Origin of the sequence: Micromonospora sp. NPDC126480 (assembly GCF_040302465.1) — a bacterium.
In the GTDB taxonomy this organism is placed as follows: domain Bacteria; phylum Actinomycetota; class Actinomycetes; order Mycobacteriales; family Micromonosporaceae; genus Micromonospora.
This window is the reverse complement of record NZ_JBEORU010000034.1, coordinates 1-14,940: the sequence shown is the minus strand read 5'-3', so window position 1 is coordinate 14,940 and position 14,940 is coordinate 1. Positions and strand designations below refer to the sequence as shown.

Annotated in this window: 13 protein-coding genes; all 13 read left to right on the top strand. The window is 74.4% G+C overall.

Translation table 11 applies throughout. From position 1 onward, the window contains the following. Positions 1-17 precede the first annotated feature (17 nt). The 13 genes from ABTW87_RS25675 (at position 18) to ABTW87_RS25615 (ending at position 14,809) form a co-directional block, all read left to right on the top strand. Positions 18-1,388, top strand: a complete 1,371-nt coding sequence (locus tag ABTW87_RS25675; protein ID WP_350653523.1) for an APC family permease — start codon at positions 18-20, stop codon at positions 1,386-1,388. A gap of 162 nt (positions 1,389-1,550) precedes the next feature. Next, entirely contained in the window at positions 1,551-2,312 is a 762-nt protein-coding gene (locus ABTW87_RS25670) for a (Fe-S)-binding protein (protein ID WP_350653522.1), read from the top strand. 17 nt (positions 2,313-2,329) lie between these two features. Next, complete coding sequence (locus ABTW87_RS25665; protein WP_350653521.1) at positions 2,330-3,739, top strand: lactate utilization protein B; 1,410 nt, start codon at positions 2,330-2,332, stop codon at positions 3,737-3,739. Continuing rightward, positions 3,736-4,335 (top strand): LutC/YkgG family protein, encoded by a 600-nt coding sequence (locus tag ABTW87_RS25660; protein WP_350653520.1) that lies wholly within the window; start codon positions 3,736-3,738, stop codon positions 4,333-4,335. Before ABTW87_RS25665 ends, ABTW87_RS25660 begins: the two co-directional genes overlap by 4 nt. A 183-nt stretch (positions 4,336-4,518) precedes the next feature. After that, positions 4,519-5,316 (top strand): SGNH/GDSL hydrolase family protein, encoded by a 798-nt coding sequence (locus ABTW87_RS25655; protein ID WP_350653519.1) that lies wholly within the window; start codon positions 4,519-4,521, stop codon positions 5,314-5,316. 119 nt (positions 5,317-5,435) lie between these two features. Beyond that, the gene (locus tag ABTW87_RS25650; protein WP_350653518.1) at positions 5,436-8,120 is read left to right on the top strand and encodes a hypothetical protein; all 2,685 of its coding nucleotides are present in this window, start codon (positions 5,436-5,438) and stop codon (positions 8,118-8,120) included. 99 nt (positions 8,121-8,219) lie between these two features. Then, on the top strand, positions 8,220-10,787 hold the full coding sequence (locus ABTW87_RS25645) for an FtsK/SpoIIIE domain-containing protein (RefSeq protein ID WP_350653517.1): 2,568 nt from the start codon (positions 8,220-8,222) through the stop codon (positions 10,785-10,787). Beyond that, a complete protein-coding gene (locus ABTW87_RS25640; RefSeq protein WP_350653516.1) occupies positions 10,787-11,794 on the top strand; it encodes a hypothetical protein in 1,008 nt (335 codons plus the stop codon). The genes ABTW87_RS25645 and ABTW87_RS25640 overlap by 1 nt, the downstream gene beginning before the upstream one ends. A gap of 50 nt (positions 11,795-11,844) precedes the next feature. Continuing rightward, a complete protein-coding gene (locus ABTW87_RS25635; protein ID WP_350653515.1) occupies positions 11,845-12,870 on the top strand; it encodes a chymotrypsin family serine protease in 1,026 nt (341 codons plus the stop codon). 24 nt (positions 12,871-12,894) lie between these two features. Then, positions 12,895-13,467 (top strand): hypothetical protein, encoded by a 573-nt coding sequence (locus ABTW87_RS25630; protein ID WP_350653514.1) that lies wholly within the window; start codon positions 12,895-12,897, stop codon positions 13,465-13,467. A 43-nt stretch (positions 13,468-13,510) separates the two neighbouring features. Next, positions 13,511-13,918, top strand: a complete 408-nt coding sequence (locus tag ABTW87_RS25625; RefSeq protein WP_350653513.1) for a hypothetical protein — start codon at positions 13,511-13,513, stop codon at positions 13,916-13,918. A 178-nt stretch (positions 13,919-14,096) separates the two neighbouring features. Further along, positions 14,097-14,408 carry a hypothetical protein gene (locus ABTW87_RS25620; protein ID WP_350653512.1) on the top strand — a complete coding sequence of 104 codons (312 nt, stop codon included), beginning with the start codon at positions 14,097-14,099 and terminating at the stop codon, positions 14,406-14,408. A 71-nt stretch (positions 14,409-14,479) separates the two neighbouring features. Continuing rightward, positions 14,480-14,809 carry a hypothetical protein gene (locus tag ABTW87_RS25615; RefSeq protein ID WP_350653594.1) on the top strand — a complete coding sequence of 110 codons (330 nt, stop codon included), beginning with the start codon at positions 14,480-14,482 and terminating at the stop codon, positions 14,807-14,809. Positions 14,810-14,940: the final 131 nt, after the last annotated feature.

Here is a 14,940-nt window from a genome sequence, read left to right as displayed (position 1 = left end):
CCAGCGATGGTGATCTCATGGCTGAGACACCATCCGCGCCGGCGACGGGCGGTCGACTGACCGTCGCGCAGGGCACCGCCCTGTACGTCGGCGCCGTCCTGGGAACCGGAGTCATCGCACTTCCCGCGCTGGCGGCCGAGGCCGCCGGCCCCGCATCACTGTTCGCGTGGCTGCTGCTCGTGGTCGTGTCCGCGCCGCTCGCGGCGACCTTCGCGGCGCTGGGCTCCCGCTACCCCGACGCGGGTGGCGTGTCCACGTACGCCCGGATGGCCTTCGGGCCGCGAGCCGCGGCGGTCGTCGGCTGGTGCTTCTACTTCGCGGTACCGCCGGGCGCCGCGGCCGCGGCGCTCTTCGGCGGTGCGTACGTCGAGGCGGCCGTCGGCGGCGGCGGGACGACCGTGGCGATCACGGCTGTCCTCCTCATGGTCGTCGTTACGACCACCAACTTCTTCGGGGTCCAACTGGCCGGGCGGGTGCAGCTCGCGCTGGCCGGCATCCTGGTCGCCTTCCTGATCCTGGCGGTGGTCCTGTCCCTGCCGCACGCCTCGACCGACAACCTCGAACCGTTCGCGCCGCACGGCTGGACGGCGATCGGCCCGGCCGCCGCGCTGCTGGTCTGGAGCTTCGTCGGCTGGGAGGCGATCACCCACCTGACGGCCGAGTTCCGCCGGCCGGCCCGGGACCTGCCGAGGGCCACCGCCGCCGCGGTCATCGTGGTCGGTGCGCTGTACCTCGCCGTGGCCTTCGCGATCATCGCGGTGCTCGGGGCTGCCGCCGCGGACGCCGACGCCCCGCTCGGTGAGCTGTTCGCCGTCGCACTCGGCGGTGACGCACGGTGGCTCGCCGCCGCCGCCGCGCTGCTGCTCACCTTCGGCGCGATGAACGCCTACTACGCCGGCGCGGCCAAGCTCGGTGCGGCCCTCGGCCGCGACGGTGCGCTGCCCGCCTGGCTGACCCGGGGGAGCGTCGCGGGCGAGGTGCCCCGGCGCAGCCTCACGGTCAACGCGGTGCTGTCCTTCCTGGCGCTGTTCGCGGTGCTCGCCGCCGAGGTCGGCCCCCGACCGCTGGTCCTGCTGACCACCGGTTCCTTCGTCACGGTGTACGCCGTGGGCGTCGCGGCGGCGCTGCGACTGCTGCCCCGCCGCAGCAAGATCTGGTACGCCGCCGTGGTGACCGTCGGAGCGGTGGTCTTCCTGCTGATCATGACGGGCGTCTACCTGGTGTGGCCACTTGTCGTGACCGGCGCGGCCCTGCTCTACCTCCGGCTCCGGGGCGACCGGGGCCGCGGCACCCCCGCCGGACCGGAGGCCTCCAGCCCCGCGGGGGCGGCCGGGACGGAGATCTCGGCGGAGGCCGCGGAGGTCGGCAGGAACGACATCAGGGCCTGACCATCTGGGGCCGTCACCGCGGGCTTCCTCCCCCGCGCCGGCTCGGAGCGCCCCAGATGTCGGGAGCGAGGAGCCGGATGCCCCCCGTCGTCCGGCTCCTCGCCGCTCGCGTCCCGCTTTCAGTAGCATTCCGGTGCAGGCCCGGCCGATGGGTGGTTGAGGATGCGCGTCGCGCTGTTCGTGACCTGTCTGGCGGACACCCTGTTCCCGCGGGCGGCGGTGGCGACCGTGCGCCTGCTGGAGCGGCTCGGCCACGAGGTCGTCTTTCCCGAGGACCAGACCTGCTGCGGCCAGATGCACGTCAACACCGGCTATCCGGACGACGCGCTGCGGCTGGTACGCCGGCACGTGCGCGTGTTCGCGCCGTACGACGTGGTGGTGGTCCCGTCCGGATCGTGCGTCGGGTCGGTGCGGCACCAGCACGCCGCGGTCGCCCGGCGGGCGGGCGACGAGCGGCTGGCCGGCCGGGCCGAGGACGTCGCCGGCCGCACGTATGAGCTGTCCGAGTTCCTGGTGGACGTGCTCGGGGTGACCGAGGTGGGTGCCTACTATCCGCACCGGGTGACGTACCACCCGACCTGCCACTCGCTGCGGATGCTGCGGGTGGCGGACCGGCCGTTGCGCCTGTTGCGGGCGGTGCGGGGTCTGGAGCTGGTGGAGTTGCCGCAGGCGGAGCAGTGTTGCGGCTTCGGCGGCACGTTCGCGGTGAAGAACGCGGACACCTCGACGGCGATGCTCGCCGACAAGATGCGCAACGTGCTGGCCACCCGGGCGGAGGTGTGCGCCGCCGGCGACGTGTCGTGCCTGATGCACATCGGCGGTGGACTGTCCCGCCTGAGAGCGGGGGTGCGGACGGTGCACCTGGCGGAGATCCTGGCCGCGACCGAGACCGGGGAACGCGAGCGACCGGGGGTACGGGTGTGAGTCGGACGTTTCTGGGCATGCCCGCCACGGCCCCGCGCGGGGTGGGACAGCTGCGTGGCGACGAGCCGTTCCCGGCCGCCGCGCGGCGGGCGCTGGCCGACGCGCAGCTGCGCCGCAACCTGCGGCACGCCACCACCACCATCCGGAACAAGTCGGGGGCCGTCGTCGGCGAGCTGCCGGACTGGCCGCAGCTGCGGGCCGCTGCCCGGGCGATCAAGACCGGGACCATGGCCCGCCTTCCCGAACTGCTCGAGCGGTTGGAGGCGGCGGTCACCAGGGCCGGTGGGGCGGTGCACTGGGCCGCCGACGCGGTCGAGGCCAACCGGATCGTCACCGACCTGGTGCGGGCGGCCGGCGCGGACCGGGTGATGAAGGTCAAGTCGATGGCCACCCAGGAGATCGGCCTCAACGAGGCCCTGCAGGCAGCGGGGATCGAGCCGGTCGAGACCGACCTCGCGGAGCTGATCGTGCAGCTCGGCGGCGACCGGCCGAGCCACATCCTGGTGCCGGCGATCCACCGCAACCGGGCGGAGATCCGGGAGATCTTCCTGCGGGCGATGCCGGGCGTCGACCCTGCGCTCACCGACGAGCCGGCGGCGCTGGCCGCCGCGGCGCGCCGGCATCTACGGGAGACGTTCCTGAGCACGCGGGTGGCCGTGTCCGGGGCGAACTTCGCCGTCGCCGAGACCGGGACCCTCGCCGTCGTCGAGTCGGAGGGCAACGGGCGGATGTGCCTGACCCTGCCGGAGACGCTGATCACCGTGCTGGGCATCGAGAAGGTGGTGCCCACCTGGCGGGACCTGGAGGTCTTCCTTCAGGTGCTGCCGCGGGCGGCGACCGGGGAGCGGATGAACCCGTACACCTCGATGTGGACCGGGGTCACCCCGGGCGACGGCCCGCAGGCGTTCCACCTGGTGCTGCTCGACAACGGGCGCAGCGCGGTGCTCGCCGACCCGGTCGGGCGGCAGGCGCTGCACTGCATCCGCTGTTCCGCCTGCCTCAACGTCTGCCCGGTGTACGAGCGCACCGGCGGGCACGCGTACGGGTCGGTCTATCCGGGGCCGATCGGGGCGGTGCTGTCCCCGCAGCTGACCGGGGTCGACGACAACGCCTCGCTGCCGTACGCGTCGTCGCTCTGCGGCGCCTGCTACGACGCCTGCCCGGTGATGATCGACATTCCGTCCATCCTGGTCCACCTCCGCAGCCAGGTGTCGCATCCGCGTGCGGAGGCGGCAGCGATGGCCGCCGCGGCGTACACGATGGACCACCCGGCGCTGTACGCGGCCGCGCAGCGGGCCGCGCGGCTGAGCCGGCTCGCCGGGCGGAGCGGGCGCGGCCTGCCACCACCGTTGTCCGGCTGGACCGCAAGCCGCGACCTGCCGGCGGCGCCGCCGCGGACCTTCCGCCAGTGGTGGGCCGAGCGGTGAGCGCACGCGAGGTCATCCTCGGCCGCCTACGGGCGGCGCTCGACGACCGGCCGGAGCGACCCGAGGTGCCCCGGGACTACCGGCCCGCCGGCTCGGTCGCCGTCGATTTCGACCTGCTCGTGGACCGCCTCGCCGACTACCGGGCGACCGTGCACCGGTGCGCCGACGCGGACGTCGCCCGGGTCGTCGACGACGTGCTCGGCGGCCGGCAGGTCGTGGTGCCACCCGGGCTGCCCCGGCACTGGTTGCCCGACAGTGTGACCGCGGTGCCGGACGACGGCCTGTCGGCGGGGCGGATCGCCACCCTGGACGGGGTCGTCACCGCGGCGGCGGTGGCCGTCGTCGAGACCGGCACCATCGTCCTCGACGGGTCCCCGGATCAGGGTCGCCGGATCATCACGCTGCTGCCCGACGTGCACGTGTGCGTGCTGCGTGCCGACCAGGTCGTCGCCACGGTGCCGGACGCCCTCGGCCGCATCGATCCGCACCGGCCACTGACCTGGATCAGCGGGCCGTCCGCCACCAGCGACATCGAACTCGACCGGGTCGAGGGCGTCCACGGCCCCCGCAACCTCCACGTGATCATCACGGTGTGAACGGCGGCGGGCACGCCGGCCGGTCGGGCCACCCGAGTGCGCTGTGCGGTGCCAGCGCGGGTTAACGGCTATTCACTTTATCCAAATGTTTCGATAGCATTACCGACTAGTAACAACCGTTGCACCCCTGGCCACGCGCGCGGTCACAGGGCCACCACCACCCCTGTCCTGTGGAGGTCCCTCATGCCACACCGCCCGCTGGCCCGCGCCCTGGCCGCGCTCGCCACCCTGTTCACCGCCGTCGCCGGCGCCGTGCTCGTGCCCGGCACCGCACAGGCCGCCACCGTCAACTACGTCGCACTCGGCGACTCGTACTCCTCCGGCGTCGGCGCCGGTCCCTACGACTGGTCCGGCTGCTTCCGCAGCGAGAAGTCGTACGCCCCGCTCTGGGCCGCCGCCAACGCGGTGACCAGCTTCAAGTTCCCGGCCTGCGGTGGCGCGGTCACCTCCGACGTCATCAACGAACAGGTGAGCTCGCTGAGCACCAGCACCACCCTGGTGACCATCACGATCGGCGGCAACGACGCCGGCTTCGCCGACGTGATGACCACCTGCCGCTTCGAGAGCACCTCCAACTGCACGAACGCCGTCAACGCGGCGAAGTCCTTCGCCACCAGCACCCTGCCCGGCCGGCTGGACGCCACGTACGCGGCCATCCGCAACCGGGCCCCGAACGCCCGGCTGATCGTGCTCGGCTACCCGCGCCTGTTCGAGACCGGCTGGTGCGGGCTGTTCGCGATGAGCAGCACCAAGCGGCAGATGCTCAACGAGGCCGCCGACGTCCTCGCCAGCGTCACCGCCGCCCGGGCCGCCGCGGCCGGGGCCACCTTCGCCGACACCCGCCCCTACTTCGCCGGTCACGGCGTCTGCGCGTCGAGCCCGTGGATCAAGGACGTCACCGGGGTCATCGAGGCGTACCACCCGAACGCCGACGGCTACCGGTACGGCTACCTGCCGGCCCTGAACGCCGTCACCCGCTGACCGCGCCGCCCGGCGGCCGGTGGTCCACCCCGGACCACCGGCCGCCGGCCCGTTTGCCCCCACCCGCCACACTGGGTGGATCGCGCAGACACGCTGCGCCACTGATCGCGGGGGTGACCATGCGGGAGTCAACAAGCCAGAAGCAGCCCCCGGCCAGCCGCGACCGGCTGCCGGCCGGCGGGTGGGAGCTGCTCGGGCTGCTCGCCCGCCTGCTGCGCCGGCCCCGCCGCGGCGACCGCCGGCTCCCGGTGCTCTGGCTGGTGCGGCCACCCGGCACACCGGACCTGATGGCGCTCGTCCGCCGCTTCCTCGGGCAGGGGCCGCGCCGACGCGTCCCGCACGCCGTCCTGGACGCCGCCGCCCAACCCGCCGACGTGCCCACGCTCCTGCGGGAGCTGCACCGGCAGCTGTCCCTTGAGGCCTTCGGCGCGACCCGCCTGCGCTTCGAGCACTACCGGCTCGCCGACTGGCTGATGCAGCAGAGCCTCACCGTCGGCCTGGACGCCGACGAGGGCCGCTCGGCGCTAGTCCGCCGGCTGCGGGACCGGCGCGGCCCGCGGGGTGGCACCGATCCGGCGCCGGCCGGCGGCGACGCCGTCTCGATCGTGTCGCAGCTGCTGCTCTGGCTGGTCCGGCGGGCGGTGCCCGGCGCGGTCTTCCGGCTCGCCGTCTCCGGGCGGGTGCCGATGCTCGGGCGGCACTACCGCTGGTTCATGCGCCAGCAGTACCTGGCGCCCCGCCAGTCGGTCACCTTCCTCGGCTTCGCCGAGCGGCTCACCGCCGGCTGGCGCGACGGGGAGCAACCCGACCAGGTCGACAAGCTGCTGCTGCACGCGTTCCTGGAGGACCTCCGCCAGGCCTACCGGCGGCGGCTGTGGCACCCGGCCGACTGGCGGCGCACCGCCTACCCGGTGCTGCTGCTCGACGGCGTCGCCCCGGGCAACCCCGGGCACCTGCTGGTCCGCCTGCTGACCGACGTCCGCAACGAGACCGGGCGCAACGACCCGCTGCTCGTGGTCGCCGCCGCCGACGACGGCCCACCCGAGCTGCCCGAGCCGCACCCGCTGGACGAGGCCGACGAGGCGTACGACGAGTGGTCCGCGGCCCTGCCCGAGATGCGCCGGCTGCGCCGGGCGGCGGCCTGGCTCGTGGTGCTGCGGCCGGACCCGGACGAGACCGGGCCGCCGCCGCGCGGTGGGGTGCGCCCGTTCAGCGCGCCGGAGCCGCCGTGGTGGTCCCGGCGGTTCCTGCCGGCCGCGCTCGTCCTCGTGCTTGTGGCTTCCGGCGGCACCTGGGCGGGCACCCGGTGGGGGCCCGGCTGCCACCCGTCGGTCACCGGCGGGCGGGTCGCCGTCGAACTGGTCGACGGCGAATGCGTCGGCTACAGCGACAGCGCGGTCCAGCTGTTCAACAACGACCCCGGCCAGGACCGGCTGCGCGCCGTGCAGGAGCGCATCTTCGCCCAGAACCGGGCCACCGAGGAGGTGTGGCGGCGCAGCGACCGCCGCCGCCCCTACCTCACGCTCGTCTACCTGGGCACCCTCACCGGCAACCGCACCCGGGCCGACGAGGAGTCCTACGTGTCCGAACGCGAGGAACTGGAGGGCATGGCCACCGCGCAGTACGCGCTGCTGAAGGAGTCGGCCGGCGCGGACGGGGCGGCGCTGCTGCGCATCGTGGTCGCCAACGGCGGCCGGCAGATGCGGCACGCCGACCGGGCCGTGGCCATGCTCGCCGACCTGGCCCGCGACGACCCCACGGTGCTCGGCGTGATCGGCATGGTGGAGAGCCGCACCAGCACCGCCCAAGCGCTGGCCGAGCTGAACCGGGTCGGCCTGCCGGTGCTGGCGCCCACCCTGTCGGCCGACCGGATGGACGCCAACTCGCGCCTCTACCTCCAGGTCAGCGCGCCCAACACCGACCAGGTCCGGATGGTCGAGGCGTACGCGCGGGAGGTGCTGAAGGTCGACGAGGCGCACGTGTACTGGACGACCGGGGAGGGCAGCTCCCTCGAACGGGACCTGTACGTCAACACCCTGGTCCACGGCCTGCGGGAGCGGTTCGGGCCGCGGCTCACCCGGCTGGAGGAGTGGCGCACCGGCAAGCGGCTGACCGCCGAGTGCGGCTACCCCGGCCTGCTCTTCTTCGCCGGCCGCTGGTCGGAGTTCGACGGCTTCCTGCGGGCGCTGCGCGAGTGCGGCGACAACCCGCCCCGGCACCTCGTCGGCGACGACTCGGTCAACCGCTACATCGCCAACCCCGGGCTGCGCGCCGCCGCGCCCGGCAACATCCCGGTGACGTACGTGTCGAAGGCGTCGCTGGGCACCTGCGCCGCGCTGCGGGCCGCGCAGCAGCGGCGCGACGAGGCCCGGGCCACGTTCCTGACCTGGATCCAGGCCGACGACCTGCTCGACCCGCCGCGCTGCCGGCCCGACCGGCCGCACGCGGTGGGGGAGCGGGTGAGTCTCGCCTACGACGCGGCGATGATGATGGTGCGGGCCGTGGAGAGCCTGGCCGCCCGGCTGCACCACGCCGACCCGGGCCAGCGGTGGGAGCCGAGGGCGGTCAACCCGGTCGGGGTGCACGCCGAGGTGTTGCGGCAGAACGCCGGCCGGGGCTACCCGGGCGTGTCCGGCCTGATCCGGTACCTGCCGGACTCGGGCGAGCCGGTCGACAAGCGACTCGCGCTGATGCGGGTCGAGCGGGTGCCGGACGTCACCGTCGAGCCGGTCGAGGTCTGGGCGTGCGGCGCCATCGACCGTCCGACCGCCGGCCCCGCCCCCTGTGGACCGTCGCCGCGCTGACCGGCGAGTCGTGTCGTGTCCGGACTGTTCCGTCGCCGCCGCGGTCGGTTAGGGTTCTCGGCGGACCGGACGGGCGAGGCGACGGGAGCGGAACCGAGGGTGGGCAGGCTCGCGTCGGCGTACGGGCAGGCGGTCGCGGCCCACCGCGCGGCCCGGGCGCACCTCGACACCGCCCGCCGGGCGTTGGGTGCCGCCGCGCCGCCGGTTACCCCGGTCGGCGGAGCCGACCTGCTCGCCCGGCTCGCGCGCCTCGGCGGTGAACTGGCCGCCCCCGCCCCCGGCGCCACCCCGCTCGCCGCCGGCCCGGCGCCGGTACGCCTTGGCGAGGCGACCACGCCGCTCGGTCGCTTCCCGGTCGTCGTCCCGCTCGGTGGCGGTCACCATCTCGCCATCGGCACCGACGCCCGCGACCCACGGATCGCCGGGCTGCTGCGGGCCGTGGTGCTGCGACTGCTGGCCACCGCCCCGCCCGGCGGGGTCCGCGTCGCCGGCCTCGACACCGCCGCGCTCGGCGCCACCTTCGGCCCGCTGCGCCCGCTGCTCGACGCCGGTGTGCTCGACCCGCCGGCGACGAGCGAGGCCGAGGTCACCGCCGTGCTCGACGCCGCCGAGGCGCACGCCCGCGCGGCCCGCGCCGCCGACCGGCCCGACCAGGACCTGCTTGTCGTGGTCGCCGCGGGCCCGCCGCCGCCCCGGGACGCCGCCCGGCTCGCCGCGCTCACCCACGCCGGCCCGGCCGCCGCGGTGTGCGTGCTGCTCGCCGGCCACACCGGAACGCCGGCGCTCGGCGCGACGACGACGGTACGGCTCGACGGCGACGACGCGCACGTGGGCGACCCGCCCGGGCACCCGTTCAGCGCCGACGGCAGCGGCCTCGCCGCCCCGGTGCGCCTCGACGGCGACCCGCCCGCCGCGTCCGTCGCGGCGCTGGCCGGGCACCTGGGCGCCGCCGTCCGGCAGGGCGCGGTGCCGCGCTTCGCGGACCTGCTGCCCGGCCGGCGCTGGGCCGAGCCGTCGGTGGGCGGGCTGCGCACCGCGGTGGGTCGCGCCGGGCGGGACCCGGTGACCGTCGCCTTCGACGACGCCACCCCGCACTGGCTGGTCGGCGGGCGCACCGGCGCCGGCAAGACGGTGTTCCTGCTCGACGTCCTGTACGGGCTGGCCGCCCGCTACTCCCCGGCCGAGCTGCAGCTCTACCTGCTCGACTTCAAGGAGGGGGTGAGCTTCACCGAGTTCGTCCCCACCGGGCGCGACCCGTCCTGGTTGCCGCACGCGCGGGCGGTCGGCATCGAATCCGACCGGGAGTACGGCGTGGCGGTGCTCCGCGAGCTGCGCCGGGAACTACAGCGCCGGGCCACCGCGTTCAAGCGGCACGGTGTCACCAAGCTGGCCGACCTGCCCGGGCCGGCGCGGCTGCCCAGGGTCGTCGCCGTGGTCGATGAGTTCCACGTGCTGCTCGCCGGCAACGACGCGCTCGCCCGCGAGTCGGTCGACCTGCTTGAGGAACTGGCCCGCAAGGGGCGCTCGTACGGTGTGCACCTGGTGCTCGCCAGCCAGGCCACCACCGGCATCGAGGCCCTCTACGGCCGCGCCGAGGCGATCTTCGGGCAGTTCGCGCTCCGGGTGGCGCTGCCCGGCGGTGGCGGGGTGCTCGACCCGCTCAACGGCTCCGCCGCCACCCTGCCGGTCGGGTCCGCCGTGCTCAACACCGCCGCCGGCGCGGTCGGCGCGGACACCGTCGTCCGCTTCCCCGACGCCCACGCGAGCGCCGCCGAAGTCACCCGGCTGCGCCACGAGCTGTGGGAGGCCCGCCCGGCGGGCGCGCGCCCGCCGTCGGTCTTCAAGGGGTACGAGACCGCGCGGCTGGAGGACGACCCCACGTACGCCGGGCTGCGGCCGGGCGGCCGGCGCCCGCTCGCCCTGGTCGGCCGCACGGTCGACGTGGACGGCACCACCGCGCTGTTCATCATGGACAACGCCCCGGGCCGGCATCTGGCGGTGGTGGGCACCTCCGCCGACGGCGCGGAGGTGCTGCGCGCGGCCACCCTCAGCCTGGCCCGCCAGCACGCCGTCGGCGACGCGCGGTTCCTGCTCGCCCCGCTGGTGACCGCCGCCGAGCCGGCCGTGGCCGACACGGCGGCCGCGCTGGCCGCCGCCGGTCACCCGGTCGAGCGCCTCGACGCGGCGGCGCTGCGCGCCGGCATCGCCGACCTGGCGGCGCAGACCTCCGAGCCCGAAGCGGCGGCCGGTGCGTCAGCCGGCGGCGCGGCTGCGGCCGGTGCCCGCACCTACCTCGTCGTGTTCGGTGTGGACACCGCGACCAGCCTGCTCGCCGCCGCCGACCCGGCGACCTTCCGCACCGGCCACGACGACCTGCGGCAGCTGCTGCGGCAGGGCCCCGGGCGGGGCGTGCACCTGCTCGGCTGGTGGCGCGGGCTGCGCCGGCTCGCCGACGACCTCGGCGGCACGCACAACCGGGACGACGTCGCCTGCCTGGTCGCGCTTAACGTGCCCGGCGCCGACCTCGCCCTGCACCTCGGCGTGCCCGAGCTGAGCTATCAGCCGCGCGCCGACCGGGCCCTGCTGGTCGACCGGCACGACCACCGCACCCGGTTGATCGTGCCGTTCGCCCGTGACGGCCAGCCCGATGACGACGGGGAGGGATAGTGTCCTTCGCCGACTACGCCGCCCTCGCCCGGCTGCTGGCCGAGCAACGCCGCGCCGGGGAGCAGGGTGCTGCCGCCGAGGCCGCGCGCCGACGTGACCTGCACGCCGCCGCCGAGTCCCTCCGGCACCGGCTCACCGCCCAGGGGCAGCGCCTCGACCAGCTCGGCCGCGCGATCGGCGCGCAGCCACCCGCCGGCCCCGTTCCACCGGCTGCGCCCGCTGATCCACCGCCGCCCACCGCACCGGGCGGCCCGACGGCCCCGGCGAGCGGTGACGCGTCGACGGCCGGACCGGTGTGGGCGGCATCGCCCGCGCCCGCCTCGAGAACACCGATGCCGCCGGGCCCGCCGTCTCCGGCGACGGCCCGAGATGTGCCGCGACCGCAGTCCGGCCCGCCCCCGGCCGCGCCGGCCTCGGGCTCGGGCTCGGGCTCGCCGGATCTCACCCCGGCCGGGCGGACCGGCACCGACCCGGGGACGGAGCTGACCGGCGGCGCAGCCGCCGCCCCGGTGCGGTCGGGTGTCGGGGCGTACCCCTTCGGTGGGGTGGGGGAGACGGCGCCGGCGGTGCCGGGGCCCCGCGCGGGCGACGCGGACCCGGCGGCGGAGCTGGAGCTGGCGCGGCGCTACGCCGACGAGGCCGACCGGCACGGGCAGCAGGCCGAGCTGCTCGCCCAGCGGCCCCCGCTGCTGCCGGCGTGGTCGCCGGTGGCGCGGGCGCTCGCCGTGTACGCCGGCTGCGCTGCGGTCGGCGTGGTCCTGATGCTGGTGATGGTGCTCGCCTCCGGGGTCGGGGTGGTCGACTCCGGCACCCTGTACGCGTGGATGTGCGCGGGGCTTCCGGCCGTGTCGCTGATCGCCGGTTGGCTGCTGCTGGGCCGGTTCGGTCGGGCGCCGATGGTCGCCGGTACGCCGCCGCGTTACCCGCTGCTGGGCATCGCGGTGTGCTTCCTGGCGACGCCGATCGCGTACTGCGGCTACCTGGTGCTCTTCCGCAGCGTGTTCTGAGCGGTAGCCGGACTCCGTAGCGCCGATCGCGTTGACAGCTCATCAAAGAGGTGGCCGACGGGTCGTCCGACTCCGGGTTCGGCAGCGCGATCGCCGCGCCGGAGAACCGCCACCTGGAGATCTACTGGCACGGGCCGGTACCCGCCGCTGTCGAGGCCGTCATCGACCGGGAGCGCAGCAGCGTCCCGATCGTTGTCAAGCCAGCCCGGCACAGTGAGCGGCAGCTGCTGCACGCACTGAACGGTCTGGCCAAGCGCAGCGAGCTGATCGAGGTCGGTCCTTCGCCCGACGCGGGCGGGCTCGTCATCCGAATGCGGAAGGGCCAGCCCGTCACGGCGAGCGTCCGCAGCGCCATCGCCGACGCCGGCGTCTCGACCTCCGTCAGCGATGCCGCTGGAGACCCCGTCCTCTTCTCACGACAGGACGACTCGTCACCGTGGTACGCCGGCGCGCGGAACATCTTCAGCTCCACGCAGCCGTCCGGGGGTGGCTGCACGACCGGCTTCGCCGTCAATCACGGCGGACGGACCAAGCTGCTCTCCGCCGCCCACTGCGGTAACGACGGCGCGCCGTTCTACGACGGCGCCGGCCAGTTCATCGGTTACGCCCAGTCCGGCAACACGGGCAAGGACGTCCAGCTGATCGACGCGCGGGGTGCTGGCAGGATGTGGGACGGCGGGGTCAACAGCACCTACTCCAAGCCGGTCCAAGGTGCGAGCCAGAGTGTGGCGGGAAACTGGCTGTGCACCTCGGGATCTCGGTCGGGAGTCCGGTGCGGCATCCAGGCGAAGGCGGTCAACCAGAGCTACGGCGGCGCCTACCCCCTCGTGCGCGCGGAGCGCACCGACGGGACCAGCGCGGCCGGCACCCGCGACAGCGGCGGTCCGGTCTTCTCCCTTCCCTCGCCTGACAACGGCAAGGTCATCGCGAAGGGCATCATCAGTCGTGGCGACCCCAATACCACGGTCGGCTGCGTGGGTGAAAACTTCTCCGGCCGGATCTGCACGTGGCGGTTCTACTACGCGGACGTCTCGCAGACGCTCGTGCACTACGGGGCGAGTATCGTCACCGGGTAGTGGCAACTGTGGATCGGGGGGCCGATGGCACCGAAGCTGAGATTCGCAGGGGCGCTGGTCGGGCTGGTCCTGGTGGCCGGATGTGGCGGTGCCGGTCCGTCCGACGTCGAGGTGGGAACGTCCGGTCAGCTCACCCCGAGCAGCGCGTCCGCCTTTCCCAACCAGGGGGAGCTGGAGCAGATCGCAGCCGAGGTCAGCAAGCTGGGCCAGGGTGAGCTCGCTTCGCTCTATGCCGGGGTCGCCATCGACGTGCAGGACGACCGGGTCGACGTGTGGGCGAAGGATCCGACCCGGTTCGAGGCGGCGATCGACGCGATGCCCTGGAGGCAGCGGATCAGGCTGCATCCGGCCGCACACGCGGCGGCGGAACTGGAGCCGACCTTCCAGCGGATTCTGCAGGACCAGGATCACTGGCGGACGCAAGGACTGCCGGTGGTGCAGTCGGGTGTGCGGCACGACGGGTCCTGCATCGAGGTCGGCACCCCTGATCCGCAGCGGGCGGAGCGGGAGTTCCGCCAGCGGTACCCCGGCGTACCGATGTGCTTCTCGGCGCAGGCGGACACCGGCAATCCGTGGGAGGAGGATCGCGCCGGGTGATGCAACGACCACGTGTCGATCTGGGCGCCGCTGAGAGGTGGGCATGACGGGTGACGGAGGTGTGCTGGACGGCTTCCGGATCGGGCAGGTGCCGGCCGGTGTCGGTGCCGAGGTCTCGGACTTCGCCAGCGAGTGGGAGGACGTCCGCTTCGCCACGCGGGTGTGGGAGCGCCAGGTGGCCGAGGGCTACCGCGTCCACCTGCGAATCCATGTGCTGCGGGGCGATCGGCTGACCGACCTCGCCGCGCTGCGGGACTTCCTCGCCGGCTACCTGGAGCGCGACCCGGCCTCGTGGGACGACTTCAGCCACGGAACGAGTCCCGGCGGAAGCAGCGACGACCAGGTGTTCTGGCTGGTCGAGCCGGGCGTCGGCTTGGCGGTTCTGGTCGATCCGGAGCGCGTAGGCCCCGACGAGCTTCTCGCCACGGCGCTTTCCGTGCAGCCGATCTGACTTACTCCGGCCGCTGGGGCAGCTCAGCCGGCCTTGACCCGGGCAGGTCTTGACCAGGCGGGCGAAGCGGCTCGTCGAGGTAGCCGCAGGCCCTCGCCTAACTCCCGACGCGAAGTCGCGAGGTTTGCCATCGTCGTGTCGCTGTCGATCAGCGGTGCGATTCAGTAGGGTTGCTGGTATGACCGAGCCGGTGTGCAAGAAGTCGTTCTCACTGCCGCAGGACGTCGCGCGGCGGCTGGAGCGCGAGCCGAATGCCAGCGCGTACGTGGCCGAGGCGATCCGGGCCCGGATGCGTGCCGAGGACCTCGACGCCGAGCTGGCCCATCGCGGCATGACGGTCTCGGCAGAGGGCAGGGCTCGGGCGGCGGCCCGCCGGGCTCAGGTGGAGCAGGACTGGTCGCCCGGACGTCGGGCCGCCCTGCGGGACCGGTCGCGTCGGGCCGCGCGGGAGATGCTCGACGGTGCCGACCGCGAGGCCCCGGCGGCGTGACCGACCTGGACCTGCCACCGGTACGGCTGGTGCTGGACCGGTCGGCGCTGCTCGGGTACCTCGCCGGGTCGATGGATGTGGCGGAGACCATCCACGAGGTCACCCACGACGGTGTGCGGTTCGGCGTGCCGGCCGTCGCCGTTGCGGAGGCCCTGGCGATGGTCGACGATCCGGTCGACCGGGCGGCACTGCACCGCCTGCTCGGCGGTTCGGCCTGTGCGGTGCTGCCGACCTGGGGTGAGGACTGGCAGGAGTTGGCGTACTGGCGCGCCGTGACCGGCCGGGTCGACCTCGCCGCGGCGGTGATGGCGGTACTCGAGCACGACGCCTGCGTGCTCACCGGCGAAGGCAAGGCGTACGGCGACGGCGGTGACCTGCCGGTGATCGCCTTCCCGGCTTGAGGCTCGTCGCGCCCGCCGTAGCCGGCCGGTTAGGGGCAATGCCGCGTAGTTAGGGTTCCGTTCCTGCTGTCAACTGGTCGGGCCAGAGGATCTTGATTCTGATCGTGGTGTTGTGGTTGGTGCGGTCGATG

Excerpts from the sequence above, each read along its gene's own strand:
- ABTW87_RS25625 (WP_350653513.1), top strand. The coding sequence starts at position 13,511 with ATGACGGGTGACGGAGGTGTGCTGGACGGCTTCCGGATCGGGCAGGTG.
- ABTW87_RS25620 (WP_350653512.1), top strand. The coding sequence starts at position 14,097 with ATGACCGAGCCGGTGTGCAAGAAGTCGTTCTCACTGCCGCAGGACGTC.
- ABTW87_RS25665 (WP_350653521.1), top strand. The coding sequence starts at position 2,330 with ATGCCCGCCACGGCCCCGCGCGGGGTGGGACAGCTGCGTGGCGACGAG.
- ABTW87_RS25675 (WP_350653523.1), top strand. The coding sequence starts at position 18 with ATGGCTGAGACACCATCCGCGCCGGCGACGGGCGGTCGACTGACCGTC.
- ABTW87_RS25615 (WP_350653594.1), top strand. The coding sequence starts at position 14,480 with ATGGATGTGGCGGAGACCATCCACGAGGTCACCCACGACGGTGTGCGG.
- ABTW87_RS25630 (WP_350653514.1), top strand. The coding sequence starts at position 12,895 with ATGGCACCGAAGCTGAGATTCGCAGGGGCGCTGGTCGGGCTGGTCCTG.
- ABTW87_RS25670 (WP_350653522.1), top strand. The coding sequence starts at position 1,551 with ATGCGCGTCGCGCTGTTCGTGACCTGTCTGGCGGACACCCTGTTCCCG.
- ABTW87_RS25655 (WP_350653519.1), top strand. The coding sequence starts at position 4,519 with ATGCCACACCGCCCGCTGGCCCGCGCCCTGGCCGCGCTCGCCACCCTG.
- ABTW87_RS25650 (WP_350653518.1), top strand. The coding sequence starts at position 5,436 with ATGCGGGAGTCAACAAGCCAGAAGCAGCCCCCGGCCAGCCGCGACCGG.